This is a genomic window from Parahoeflea halophila, assembly GCF_900220985.1.
Lineage (GTDB): Bacteria > Pseudomonadota > Alphaproteobacteria > Rhizobiales > Rhizobiaceae > Hoeflea > Hoeflea halophila.
The window spans coordinates 683,868-696,255 of sequence record NZ_OCPC01000001.1 but is presented as its reverse complement, the minus strand read 5'-3'; the positions used below and the strand labels follow the sequence as shown (position 1 = coordinate 696,255).

The 12,388-nt window shown below is 61.6% G+C and carries 11 protein-coding genes; 5 read left to right on the top strand and 6 right to left on the bottom strand.

Annotated elements, in window-relative coordinates; translation table 11 throughout:
- Nucleotides 1–84: 84 nt before the first annotated feature.
- From CRO46_RS03355 to CRO46_RS03335, 5 genes are all read left to right on the top strand, one after another.
- Nucleotides 85–1,041, top strand: a complete 957-nt coding sequence (locus CRO46_RS03355) for an AEC family transporter (protein WP_097105078.1) — start codon at nt 85–87, stop codon at nt 1,039–1,041.
- 111 nt (nt 1,042–1,152) lie between these two features.
- Nucleotides 1,153–2,658 (top strand): glycerol-3-phosphate dehydrogenase, encoded by a 1,506-nt coding sequence (gene glpD, locus CRO46_RS03350; protein ID WP_097105076.1) that lies wholly within the window; start codon nt 1,153–1,155, stop codon nt 2,656–2,658.
- Nucleotides 2,659–2,731: 73 nt separating this feature from the next.
- Nucleotides 2,732–4,219 (top strand): glycerol kinase GlpK, encoded by a 1,488-nt coding sequence (glpK, locus tag CRO46_RS03345; protein WP_097105074.1) that lies wholly within the window; start codon nt 2,732–2,734, stop codon nt 4,217–4,219.
- Nucleotides 4,220–4,320: 101 nt separating this feature from the next.
- Nucleotides 4,321–5,214 (top strand): alpha/beta fold hydrolase, encoded by an 894-nt coding sequence (locus CRO46_RS03340; protein ID WP_097105073.1) that lies wholly within the window; start codon nt 4,321–4,323, stop codon nt 5,212–5,214.
- Nucleotides 5,215–5,334: 120 nt separating this feature from the next.
- On the top strand, nt 5,335–5,706 hold the full coding sequence (locus CRO46_RS03335) for a VOC family protein (RefSeq protein WP_097105071.1): 372 nt from the start codon (nt 5,335–5,337) through the stop codon (nt 5,704–5,706).
- 123 nt (nt 5,707–5,829) lie between these two features.
- Here the strand turns inward: CRO46_RS03335 and CRO46_RS03330 are convergent, their stop codons facing one another.
- From CRO46_RS03330 to CRO46_RS03305, 6 genes are all read right to left on the bottom strand, one after another.
- Nucleotides 5,830–7,194 carry a L,D-transpeptidase family protein gene (locus CRO46_RS03330; RefSeq protein WP_244577753.1) on the bottom strand — a complete coding sequence of 455 codons (1,365 nt, stop codon included), beginning with the start codon at nt 7,192–7,194 and terminating at the stop codon, nt 5,830–5,832.
- Nucleotides 7,195–7,290: 96 nt separating this feature from the next.
- Nucleotides 7,291–8,463, bottom strand: a complete 1,173-nt coding sequence (gene pobA, locus CRO46_RS03325) for a 4-hydroxybenzoate 3-monooxygenase (protein WP_097106459.1) — start codon at nt 8,461–8,463, stop codon at nt 7,291–7,293.
- 5 nt (nt 8,464–8,468) lie between these two features.
- A complete protein-coding gene (locus CRO46_RS03320) occupies nt 8,469–9,527 on the bottom strand; it encodes a 3-carboxy-cis,cis-muconate cycloisomerase (protein ID WP_179758932.1) in 1,059 nt (352 codons plus the stop codon).
- Nucleotide 9,528: 1 nt separating this feature from the next.
- Nucleotides 9,529–10,734: a 3-oxoadipyl-CoA thiolase gene (gene pcaF, locus CRO46_RS03315; protein ID WP_097105066.1), complete on the bottom strand. Its 1,206-nt coding sequence runs from the start codon at nt 10,732–10,734 to the stop codon at nt 9,529–9,531.
- The gene (locus CRO46_RS03310) at nt 10,734–11,528 is read right to left on the bottom strand and encodes a CoA-transferase subunit beta (protein WP_097105064.1); all 795 of its coding nucleotides are present in this window, start codon (nt 11,526–11,528) and stop codon (nt 10,734–10,736) included. The genes pcaF and CRO46_RS03310 overlap by 1 nt, the downstream gene beginning before the upstream one ends.
- Complete coding sequence (locus CRO46_RS03305) at nt 11,525–12,379, bottom strand: CoA transferase subunit A (protein ID WP_097105063.1); 855 nt, start codon at nt 12,377–12,379, stop codon at nt 11,525–11,527. The genes CRO46_RS03310 and CRO46_RS03305 overlap by 4 nt, the downstream gene beginning before the upstream one ends.
- Nucleotides 12,380–12,388 lie beyond the last annotated feature (9 nt).

Below are 12,388 nucleotides of genomic sequence, written 5' to 3'. Positions count from 1 at the left end.
CCGTCTAAATAAAGCCCGGCGCTTTGCGAGCCCGCCTGCAAAGTCTATGAACAGGGTCCCGCCATGTGCCCCGAGTCTCCTGCAATGCCTCCCTTTGCCGAAACCATCCTTGTTGTCTTCACACTGATTGCCATTGGCTATAGCGCGGCAGCCTTCAAGGTGCTCAAGCCTGCCACGGGCGACGGGCTGTCGGATTTCGTCTTCACCATCGCCGTCCCGTTGCTGCTGTTCCGCATCATCGCCACGGCGAGTTTTGATCATGGTGCGCCATGGAGCCTGTGGGCGGCTTACTTTACATCTGTGCTGGTGACGTGGGCATCGGCGCATTTCATCATACGCGCGGGCTTCGGGCGCGATGCAAGGTCAGGAGTCGTAGCCGGGGTGACGGCGGCATTCTCCAATCTGGTGCTGTTGGGGCTTCCTTTCATAACTGGAGTGTATGGCGAGGACGGCCTGGCGGTCCTGTCGCAGCTGGTCTCGGTGCATCTGGCGATCATGATGGCGGCATCGGTAATCCTGTTCGAATGGGCGCTCAAGCGCGACGGCGCCAGCACCAAAAGCAAGACGAAGGTTGAGTTGCTGACGGGTTTTCTACGCCAGCTTTTCTCCAATCCGCTCATCATCGGCATTCTCTGCGGTTCTCTCGTGCGCGTGTCGGGGCTCGAGATTCCGCAGGTTGCGAACCGGGTTATCGGAAGCCTTGGCGGGGTGGCCGGGCCTGTGGCCCTGTTTGCAATGGGGGTCTCGTTGCGCGGCTACGGCATTCGCGGGCAGGTGCCGCAGGCGGTTTCGCTGGTGACGTTGAAGCTGATGCTGATGCCGGCGGTGGCGCTGGGCATGGCGCTGCTGCTTGGCCTGCCGGAGCTTCAGGCCAAGGTCGTTGTGGCAGCGGCATCCCTGCCTGCCGGTGTGAACAGCTGGCTGATCGCCACTCGCCTGGGCACCGGGCAGCGGCTGGCATCGACCTCCATGACGCTGGGGACGGCGCTGGCGGCAGCCACAACGGGGCTGTGGCTGCTGATAACCGAGGCGATCGTCTGAAAGCCTGTGTACGGATGCGAGCGATTGTTTCACTTTCGTTTGTTTTCTTTTGACATTCGCTATTGTTTCGAATTACAAAAAACACAGCTTGTTGCATGAGCGGAGAGGTCAATGGCACAAGACAAAGTCTACGATGTTTTCGTCATTGGCGGCGGCATCAACGGATGTGGCATTGCCCGTGACGCCATCGGCCGGGGCTATTCGGTGTTCCTGGCAGAGATGAACGACCTGGCCTCTGGAACTTCGTCCTGGTCATCCAAGCTCATTCACGGCGGCTTCCGCTATCTTGAATATTATGAGTTCCGGCTGGTGCGCGAAGCGCTGAGTGAACGCGAAGTGCTGTTGTCGAACGCGCCACACATTATCTGGCCGATGAGATTCGTGCTGCCGCATCACAAGGACATGCGACCGGCATGGCTGCTCCGGCTCGGCCTGTTCCTCTACGATCATATCGGCAAGCGCAAGCTGCTGCCCGGCACCACGACGGTAGATCTGAAGACATCGCCGGTGGGAAAGCCGCTCAAACCGCTGTTTTCGAAAGGTTTCGAGTATTCCGACTGCTGGGTCAATGATGCCAGGCTGGTGGTTCTCAATGCCCGTGATGCGGCGGACCGCGGTGCCGAAATCAGAACCCGGACCGAGGTGGTCTCGGCCGAACGCAAGGACGGCATCTGGGAGGTCAGCATCAAGGACCGGATGACGAGGGCCAGCGAAACGGTAAAGGCGCGGCTGATCGTCAATGCCGGCGGGCCCTGGGTTGACCGGATCCTGACAGGCGTTGTCGGACGCAATGACGCGCGCAATGTGCGGCTGGTGCAGGGCAGCCATATCGTGGTGCCGAAACTGCATGACCATGATCGTGCCTATATTTTTCAGAACGGAGACGGCCGGATCATCTTCGCGCTTCCCTATGAAGAGGACTTCACCCTGATCGGGACCACGGATCAGGATTACACGGGCGATCCGAAGGACGTTGTCATCACCGATGGCGAGATCGACTATCTGTGCGCGGCGGCAAGCGAATACTTCGCTAAGCCAGTCGAGCGCGACAGCATCGTCTGGACCTATTCTGGCGTCCGTCCGCTCTATGACGACGGCGCATCGGAGGCCCAGGAAGCGACACGCGACTACGTGCTCAAGCCGGATCCGGCCGACGGCGCGCCGCTGATCAACATCTTCGGTGGCAAGATCACAACTGCGCGCAAGCTGGCGGAATCAATGCTGGAGCTTATCGAGGACCGCCTTGGCAAGAAATCCGCGCCGTGGACCCACCGGGCCGCGCTGCCGGGAGGCGATTTCCCACCCGACGGGTATGACAGCCAGGTGGCCCGGCTACAATCGGATTATCCGTTCCTCGACCCGCAGCTGACCCGCCGCTATGTCCGCCAATATGGCACCTGCGCGTGGAAGCTGCTGGGCAATGCCGCAAGCCTGGAGGATTTGGGGCAGAACTTCGGTTACGGCCTCCATGCGCTGGAAGTTGATTACCTGATTTCACATGAATGGGCGAGGGAAGCGGCGGACGTGATCTGGCGGCGCACCAAGCGCGGGCTTCGTCTCGACGCGGCGCAGGTTTCAGCCCTTGAAACCTACATGGCAGACGCCCGCGCAGCCTGACTGCGAGACGACACCGAGGGGGTTTTCGCTAGCAGCGAATCCGGGTCATATGGCAGCGGAATTGGAGGACAGCATGAGTGGATATATTCTCGCGATCGACCAGGGCACTACTTCGAGCCGCGCCATCGTTTTTGACGGTGATATGCGGATTGCCGGCGTCGGCCAAAAGGAATTCACGCAGTTCTATCCGCAGTCCGGCTGGGTCGAGCACGATCCGGAGGAAATCTGGGAAACAGTGGTCTGGTCAGTCAAGCAGGCGCTGAAGGATGCTGGTGTCGAGGCTTCGGCGATTTCCGGCATCGGCATCACTAACCAGCGCGAGACCGTGGTGGTGTGGGAGCGCGAGAGCGGCAAGCCGGTCCACAACGCGATCGTCTGGCAAGACCGGCGCACGTCCTCCTATTGCGACAAGCTCAAGCATCAGGATCTGGAAGAGACGTTTACAGCCAAGACCGGGCTGCTGCTCGACCCCTATTTTTCCGGCACCAAGTTATCGTGGATGCTGTCGGATGTGGAGGGTGCGCGAGCAAGGGCTGAGCGCGGTGAATTGTGCTTTGGCACGGTGGACAGTTTCCTGATCTGGCGGCTGACCGGCGGCAAGTCGTTTGTCACCGACGCGACCAATGCCTCGCGGACGCTGATGTTCAACATTGGCACCCAGGAGTGGGACGCGGAACTTTTGCAGATCCTCGAGATCCCGGCGGAAATGCTGCCGGAGGTCAAGGATTGCGCGGCCGATTTCGGCATCACCGACAAAAGCCTGTTCGGCGCGGAAATCCCGATCCTGGGCGTTGCCGGAGACCAGCAGGCAGCAACCATCGGCCAGGCCTGTTTCGAACCGGGCATGCTGAAATCAACCTATGGCACCGGCTGTTTCGCGCTGCTCAACACCGGCGAGGACATGGTGCGATCGGAAAACCGGCTGTTGACCACTGTTGCCTACCGGATGGACGGCAAGGTCACCTATGCTCTGGAAGGCTCGATCTTCATTGCGGGGGCTGCGGTGCAGTGGTTGCGCGATGGCATCAAGGTGATCAAGAAGGCCGAGCAATCGGGCGATCTGGCAGCGGAAGCCGACCCGACCCAGGATGTCTATCTGGTGCCTGCGTTCACCGGCCTTGGCGCACCGCATTGGGATGCGGACGCGCGCGCTGCGATCTACGGCATGACCCGCAACACCGGTCCTGCGGAATTTGCCCGCGCGGCACTGGAGGCGGTCTGCTACCAGACGCGCGATCTGCTTGAAGCGATGCACAAGGACTGGAAGGGTTCGGGCGCCGATACGGTCCTGCGCGTCGACGGCGGCATGGTCGCCTCGGACTGGACCATGCAGCGGCTGGCCGACATTCTCGACGCCCCGGTGGACCGTCCGACGATCCTCGAAACCACGGCTCTGGGCGCGGCGTGGCTTGCCGGGCAGCGCGCCGGGGTCTGGCCGAAGCAGAAAGATTTCGCCAAGGCCTGGGCGCTCGACACCGAGTTCAAACCCAAGATGGACGCTGAGACCCGCGACGCCAAGCTCAAGGGCTGGCGCGATGCGGTGCGGCGGACGCTGAGCTAGGCAACCGGCCGGCACTGGTGCAGGATACGCCTTGCAGAGAGGACAAATGATCCGACGCTGCTGAGGTAGATCATCCGCGCATGGCTCTGGGGAGGGGCTTGATGGCGAAGGCAACGCACCACACCGTCGAGCTGAACGGTCATTCGTTCCACTACCTCGAATGGGGCCGTTCCGATGCGCCGGTGCTGCTGTTCCTGCACGGTTTTCCGGAATATAGCGGGGCATGGACCGAGGTGGCGGAAAGACTGGCTGATCGCTTCCGTTGCATTGCGCCTGATCAGCGCGGATTTGGCCGGAGCTGGGCACCGGCCGAAGTCGAAGCCTACAGCTTGCGCGAGCTGGTCGGCGACATGGTGGCGCTGATTGATCATCTTGGCGGGCCGGTGACGGTGGTTGGCCACGACTGGGGTGCGGCCGTAGCCTATGGTCTGGCGATGTTCCAGCCGCAGCATGTTTCGCGACTGGTCATCATTAACGGGGTGCATCCGGCTCCGTTCCAGCGGGAGCTCGCTGCCGGAGGCGAGCAGACCAGTGCCTCGCAATATATTCTCTATCTTCGTTTTGAAGGCTCGGAAGAGAAGCTGGCGGCAAATGATTTTGACGGGCTGCTGAAGCTGTTCTCGGCGAAAATGGATCTCGGGTGGATGACGCCGGAGCGGCAAAAGCTCTACAAGGCGGAATGGTCCCGTCCGGGCCGGCTGCGCGGCATGATCAACTGGTACCGGGCTTCGCCGCTCAAGGTCGCCGAACCCGGTGTGCCTCTGAGAGATGTTCCCGCGCTTTCCAGGGACAGGCTGCAGGTGCGGTGTCCGCATCTGCTGATCTGGGGCGACGGTGACACGGCCTTGCTGCCGGTCTGCATTGAAGGTCTGGAGGAGTATGCCGGGGATCTAACCGTGCGCCATGTTGCCGGAGCGGATCACTGGATCTGTCACCAGAAACCGGAAGCGGTTGCCGGACTGATCCGATCCTTTGTCGAGGCGCACACCGAATGATCGCCTCCCCAGGCGGAGGATGGCACTGAAGCTCTCGGCGGACACTGAATTCCAAGCCTCTGGCTCCGTTATCAAGATAGGATAGTATGCGGTTCTCGGTTGTTCGAGAGGAGCAATGCAATGCAACTTGGTGCGTTTTCACTCAGCCTGGCGGTCAAGGATCTGGCCGCGTCCCGGGCCTTTTACGAGAAACTGGGCTTCACGGTGTTTGGCGGCGATGCGGAACAGGGATGGCAGATTCTGCACAATGGCGGCTGTGTCATCGGCTTGTTCCAGGGCATGTTTGAGAAGAACATGCTGACCTTCAATCCGGGGTGGAGCGAGAGCGCGACACCGCTCGAGCAGTTCACCGACGTGCGGGAATTGCAGAAACAGCTCAAGAGCAACGGCATTGCTTTTGAGGCCGAAGCCGACGAGACGGCCACTGGGCCGGGCAGTTTCTTGATCAAGGACCCTGACGGAAACCCGATCCTGGTCGACCAGCACCGGTGAGACGGACACCGGTCAGGCCGGCGCTGTAGACGCAAATTTCGAGGTCACCGGGGCAAACTTAAACAGCCGCGCTTTCCAGTCGGCTGCTTGTCCAGACCAACAAGTCTTCGCGTATATAGGCTTTTACTCGATGAAGCTCACCGTGACACCCGGTTTCACCATGGCGGCCAGTTCCCCGGCGTCCCAATTGGTCAGTCGCACGCAGCCGTAGCTCTGGGTCTTGCCGATGGTAGACGGCTCTGGCGTTCCGTGAATGCCGTAGGTCGGCTTGGAAAGCGCCATCCACATGCTGCCGACGGGACCGTTCGGCCCGGGCGGGACCTGCAGGATCTTGTCGTTGTTGCCCTGCTTGAAGTTGATCTTGGGATTGTAGGTGTACCCGGGATTGGGCGCGATGCGCTCGATGGTAACCTCGCCCGAGGGAGACGGGGTGTCGGTCGAGCCGATGGTGGCCGGGTAGGCGGCGAGCAGCTTGCCGGCAGCGTCATAGGCGCGAACCTGTTTCTTGCCCTTGTCGGCAACGATGCGGGCAACTTTCCCGCTCTTTTCCCTACCGGTCGCCACGACCTTGATCTGTACTCCGGGCAGGCTGAAATCGGCCTCCGGATTGAGTTCCTTCAGATAGGCCTCATCCATGTGAAAGCGTTCCGCCAGCATCTCCAGTGTGGAAGTGTAGGACATGCGCTCGAGCTTCGCCTTTTCAGCGTAATCAGCTGGGATCGAGGCGACGAACGGGCCAGCGGCGTCTTCCGCGGTGATGGTATAGGTGGAGAAGGCGAGGCCGCCATCGGCTGCCAGGCGGGCGAGGATCAGATCGGTGTCAGCAGGATCAATCCGCTCGCCCGTCGCCTCGTACCAGGCATCCAGCGCCTTGTTTACGTTCGAGCCCATGCGCCCGTCGATCACGCCCGGAGACATGCCGTTGCGGTCAAGATAGACCTGTAGTGCTGTTACTTGCGCCTTTGTCAGCATTGGTGTTTTCACAGCAGGTTGCGCCTGCTGTTTGGGCGCTGCCGGTTCCTCTGCGGCCGGCACCTCTATGATTTTCGGGCGCGTTGGCACGGTGCCGGTGGTCGGATTGAGATCACGACGCTCGATGCGTGCCCGGGGGGCTTCGGAGAAGGGGTCGCGCGACACCTGCTGACGTGGCGGCGGCGGAGCTTCCGGAAACCCGTATGGATCCATCATGGGCCCTTCGCCGGGCTCGATGATGCTGCTTTGGCCCTGATATTGCCAGGCTGGAATTTCGAGACCGATGACCTGGTCCCAGTTGTCAAGAAGGAGGCGGCGCCCCCGGTTGTCCACGACAATGCGCACCGATCCGGCTTCGGGGATCTCGCGCATCAGCTGGCCATTGGTATCGACAATAACCATGCGCTGGCCGCGATATTGATCGGCAAGAGCCGTAACGCTGGAAACCGGCGTGGCGGTGATCAACAGAGCAGCCAGAAGGGCCGCCGTGTGGCGGAGACGGAAGGTGGTTTTCATGTGCATAGGCTCAACCTGCGGCTAAAGCGACAATGATGGAGATACCATTGCCAGAGTCTGCTGAACGCAAGCTGAACAAACGTTTGAAAATCGGCTTCAGTATGGCAAGCCGACATAGTTCTCCGCCAGGGCGGTCCGCATCGCCTCGGAATCTAAGGTGTAGGCCAATTCCGTCTCGGTCATTTTGGCGTCAAACGGCGCCTGATTGGGAAACCGATGCAGCATGGTCGTCATCCACCAAGAAAAGCGGACTGCTTTCCAGACCCGGCTCAGCGCGCGCTCAGAATAGGCATCGAGCAGAGTTGTGTCGCTGTCGAGGAAATGACTGCGCAAGCCCTCAAACAGGTAATGCACGTCGGAGGCTGCGAGGTTGAGGCCCTTGGCGCCCGTCGGCGGAACAATGTGTGCGGCATCGCCGACAAGAAACAGGCTTCCAAAGCGCATGGGTTCGGCCACGAATGAGCGCAAGGGTGCGATCGACTTCTCAAAGGAGGGGCCAGTGATCATCGCCTCGGCGGTTTCGGGCGGCAGCCTTCTGCGCAATTCGGTCCAGAACTGTTCGTCGGACCAGGCCTCGATGTGGTCATCGGAATTGCACTGGATGTAGTAGCGGCTGCGGGTGTTGGAGCGCATCGAGCAAAGTGCGAAACCACGCGAGTGGCTGGCATAGATCAACTCGTGGCTGACAGGCGGCACATCGGCGAGAATGCCGAGCCAGCCGAAAGGATAGACCTTTTCGAAGGTGGCGATGGCGGTTTCGGGCACCGAGCGGCGGCTGGCGCCATGGAAACCGTCGCAGCCGGCTATGAAGCGACAGTCAATCCGGACCGACTCGCCAGCTATCTTGCAGGTCACATAGGGCCCGGCGGTGTCAAATTCCTGCGGTTCAACATCAGCGGCTTCGTACATGGTGATGCCGCCGGTTTGGCTGCGGTGGTCGACCAGGTCGCGGGTGACTTCGGTCTGTCCGTAGACCATGACGTTCTTGCCGCCGGTCAGCTGGGTCAGGTCGATGCGATGGATGTCGGTTTCACAGCTGATGGCGAAGCCGTCATGGGGCAAGCCTTCGGCATGCATCCGGGCCCCGGCGCCGGCTTCTTCCAGCAGCCGGACCGTACCCTGTTCGAGGACACCGGCGCGAACGCGCGAGAGAACATGATCGAGGCTGGAACGCTCGAGTATGATGGTTTCAATTCCAGCGTTGTGCAGCAATTGTCCGAGCAGCAGGCCTGACGGACCTGCACCAATGATACAGACCTGAGTGGACAACGTCTTCATGCGGTTTTTCCCATCTCTTTGATCGAGTCGATCAGTGCGGAGGCGGCGGTCAGGCTGACGCCGGCAGTCTCGCACATCTGAGGCAGGATCATCCACTCCAGCATCCAGGCGGCACCGGAGCGCTCCATCTCGTGGAGCTGTGCATGATGCATGCCGGCGAGCAACGTAGCATTGTAGCGCGCGAGCGCGACCAGCCGTTCGGCTGTGACCGGATTTTGCTTATGCGGCATCGCCGAGGATGCGCCACCGCCAACAAGCTGAATGTCATCATGGCCGCGCAGCGCCATCAGCGCCACATCCTGGCCGATCTTGCCGAGTGCACCGGTCAGCTCCGACAGCCAGTTTGCCTGGGCTAGAACCGGGCTGCGGTCGGTGTGCCAACTTTGACCCGGCCAGCGTAGGCCGAGTTCGCCGGACATTATTCCGGCAACGGTCTCGGCGTTGTCGCCCAAATCCTGGAGATCACCGACCGCGCCGCCCAGTTGCAACAGCCCAATCTTTTCGGAAAGGGCGGGCATGCGGTCATAGAGCGACTGCAACGGGCGGCGCCAGCTGGCAATCCGATCCGCTGCCTGAAACGGGATCGCCGGCTGCATCCGCGTGATCGCCTGCAGCGTGTTGCCGCCGTCACGGGCGGAAAGCCCGGACAGCTGGCCCAGAAGTGTTTCAATCCGTTGCCCAAGAATGCCGTTTACGGATACCAGTGCCTCGACGGTGGCGGTGTCCATCAGGTCCTGGCTGGTGGCGCCGTGGTGGAGCATACCTTTCGCCGGGCCGGACACGTGCGCGCGCAGCTGGCGGATATAATCGGGCACGGGCACTCCATCGCGGATGCCTGCTTCGACGATGGCCGCCCCATCTGGCTCGAAATCCGCGATCTGATCGATCAGGTCCTCAGCATCTTCCCGCGTAATGAGCCCCGCCTTGGCAAGACCGCTGATCAGGGCCCGCTCGAAGCGGGAGAAGCTGGCGAACAGTGCATCATCGGAAAACCGCTCGGCGATTTCGTGGTCCCTGAAGAGACCGGCCGTCCATGACTGTCCGCCAGCGGTCATTTCAGACCCGCTCGAGCGCGATGGCGATGCCCTGGCCGACGCCGATGCACATGGTGGCAAGCGCAAGTTTTTCATTGCGAACAGCCAGTTCAAGCGCGGCCGTGCCGGTGATGCGTGCACCGGACATGCCAAGCGGATGACCGAGCGCGATGGCGCCGCCATTGGGGTTGATGTGATCGGCATCTTCCTGCAGGCCGAGCTCGCGCAGAACGGCGATGCCCTGGCTCGCGAAGGCTTCGTTGAGTTCGATCACGCCGAAGTCGGATGGCTTGAGCCCAAGCTGTGCACAGAGCTTACGGGTCGCAGGCGCCGGGCCGATGCCCATGATGCGGGGATCGACACCGGCGGTCGCACCACCGAGAATGCGGGCGATCGGGGTGAGGCCGTGCTTTTTGGCGGCGGCCTCGCTGGCGATGATAAGCGCTGCAGCACCGTCATTGACGCCAGAGGCGTTGCCGGCGGTGACGCTGCCGCCTGCGCGGAACGGAGCCTTGAGCTTGGCCAGCTGCTCGATTGTGGTTTGCGGGCGCGGATGCTCATCGGTGTCGACCACGACAGGATCGCCCTTGCGCTGCGGGATGTTGACCGCGACGATCTCCCTGGCAAAACGGCCAGAGGCCTGGGCCTTGCCGGCGCGGGTCTGGCTGCGCAGGGCAAAGGCGTCCTGGTCCTCGCGGCTGATATTGAACTCCTCGGCAACATTCTCGCCGGTCTCCGGCATGGAATCGACCCCGTACTGGGCCTTCAGTGCCGGGTTGACGAAACGCCAGCCGATGGTGGTGTCATAGATTTCGGCATTGCGCGAGAAGGCGGTGTCAGCCTTGGGCATGACGAAAGGGGCACGTGACATGCTTTCGACGCCACCGGCGATGATCAGCTCGGCTTCACCGGACTTGATGATGCGGGAGGCGGACAGAACAGCGTCCATGCCTGAACCGCACAGGCGGTTGAGCGTGGTGCCCGGCACCGAGACCGGAAGGCCAGCGAGCAGGGTGGCCATGCGGGCGACGTTGCGGTTGTCTTCACCGGCCTGGTTGGCGCAGCCGAAATAGACATCCTCGATCACGTCCCAATCGACAGATGTATTTCGCTCCTTGAGTGCCCTGAGCGGAACCGCAGCCAGATCATCGGCGCGGACACTGGAAAGGGCGCCGCCGAAACGGCCTATCGGGGTGCGGACATAGTCACAGATAAATGCGTCGGCCATCAGGCAGCTTCTCCAGATTTGCCGCCGGAGTGGGCGGCTTTGGTGCGGGCATTGAGATCGCGCAGCGTTTTCAGCTCGGTCTCTGTCGGAGCCGGGGTCTCTTCAAGCTGATCGGCGAAGCGCACGGTCCAGCCGCATTCGGCCTGGACCATTTCGCGCGTGACGCCGGGATGCATTGAGACCACGGTGAATTCACGTGTTACCGGATCGGGCTTCCAGACCGCAAGGTCTGTAACCATCAAAGTGGGGCCCTTGGTGGTAATCCCCAGGCGCTCGCGGTGATCGCCACCTTCGCCATGGCCAAAACTCGTGAAGAAGTCGATCTTGTCGACCATGGAGCGCCTCGACTGCTTCAGCGTGATGAAGATCTCGCCGCAGGATGACGCAATCTCCGGTGCGCCGCCGCCGCCGGGCAGGCGGGTTTTCGGCGCGTCATAGTCGCCGATGACGGTCGTGTTGATGTTGCCGAAGCGGTCGATCTGGGCCGCCCCGAGAAAGCCGATGGTGACGCGTCCGCCCTGCAGCCAGTAGCGAAACATCTCCGGCACGGAGACGGTGGTGACGGCTGTGTCGCACAATTCGCCGTCGCCGATCGACAGCGGCAGGACATTGGGCGCCGTGCCGATGGTGCCGCTTTCATAGATCAGGGTAATGTCCGGCGCATGGGTCAGGCGCGCAATGTTGCAGGCTGCCGAGGGTGCGCCGATGCCGACAAAGCAGACATCGGCGCTTTTCAGGGCGCGGGAGGCCGCAATGGTCATCATTTCATTGGAGGTGAAACCATTGTCGCTCATGCCGCGCTCCTCAAATGTTTGACCCGGTCGGCGAAATCTTCCGGCCTGGCATCGAGAACATTGTCCTTCATCCAGGCAAGGAAGGTGTCGCGATCTGCCGCGATCTTGTCCCAGGCGATGTAACTCGCATTGTCGCGGGGATAATAGCCGTGGGCATAGGAGGGGTGGGCGCCGCCGGGAACGAGGCTGATGGCGGTCACCGCCCAGCCGGGCAGAACACAGCTGTTGGGATGGGCGTCGAGATCGTCGACGATTTCCTCGACAGTGACGACCGAGCGTCTGGCTGCCAAAACCGCTTCCTTTTGCACGCCGACAATGCCTTCGACCAGCACATTGCCGTTGCGATCGGCTTTCTGCGCATGGATGAAGCTGACGTCGGGGCGGATCGCCGGAACCGCAGCCAGTTCCTCGCCGGTGAAGGGGCAGGTGACTGCGCGGATGTTCTTGTTGACGCCCGGCAGACCCGCACCCTTGTAACCGCGGAAGACGGCAAAGGGCAGGCCGGCGGCGCCGGCCTCATAGGCATTGGCCATGGCGGCGTGGGAATGCTCTTCGATCTCGATGCGGTGCGGCCAGCCGTTTTCCACCGAATCTCGGACCCGCCGCAGCAGCCCGACACCGGGGTTGCCAGCATAGGAGAAGATCAGCTTGCGCACGGCGCCAACGCCAATCAGCTGGTCGTAGATGACGTCCGGCGTCATGCGCACCAGCGTCAGATCCTTGACGCCCTGCCGGATCGCCTCGTGCGCACTGGCATGCGGGATAAGGTGGGTAAAACCTTCAAATGCGGCGGTGTCCCCGGATTTCAGGTTCTGCGCTACCGCCTCGGGCAACGTCATGAATTGCGCCATGATCGATTT

Bases quoted from the DNA above. Each gene is read 5' to 3' on its own strand.
- CRO46_RS03340 (WP_097105073.1), top strand. From the start codon at position 4,321: ATGGCGAAGGCAACGCACCACACCGTCGAGCTGAACGGTCATTCGTTC.
- pcaF (WP_097105066.1), bottom strand. From the start codon at position 10,734: ATGGCCGACGCATTTATCTGTGACTATGTCCGCACCCCGATAGGCCGT.
- CRO46_RS03320 (WP_179758932.1), bottom strand. From the start codon at position 9,527: ATGACCGCTGGCGGACAGTCATGGACGGCCGGTCTCTTCAGGGACCAC.
- CRO46_RS03305 (WP_097105063.1), bottom strand. From the start codon at position 12,379: ATGGCGCAATTCATGACGTTGCCCGAGGCGGTAGCGCAGAACCTGAAA.
- glpD (WP_097105076.1), top strand. From the start codon at position 1,153: ATGGCACAAGACAAAGTCTACGATGTTTTCGTCATTGGCGGCGGCATC.
- CRO46_RS03355 (WP_097105078.1), top strand. From the start codon at position 85: ATGCCTCCCTTTGCCGAAACCATCCTTGTTGTCTTCACACTGATTGCC.
- CRO46_RS03310 (WP_097105064.1), bottom strand. From the start codon at position 11,528: ATGAGCGACAATGGTTTCACCTCCAATGAAATGATGACCATTGCGGCC.
- CRO46_RS03335 (WP_097105071.1), top strand. From the start codon at position 5,335: ATGCAACTTGGTGCGTTTTCACTCAGCCTGGCGGTCAAGGATCTGGCC.
- CRO46_RS03330 (WP_244577753.1), bottom strand. From the start codon at position 7,194: ATGAAAACCACCTTCCGTCTCCGCCACACGGCGGCCCTTCTGGCTGCT.
- glpK (WP_097105074.1), top strand. From the start codon at position 2,732: ATGAGTGGATATATTCTCGCGATCGACCAGGGCACTACTTCGAGCCGC.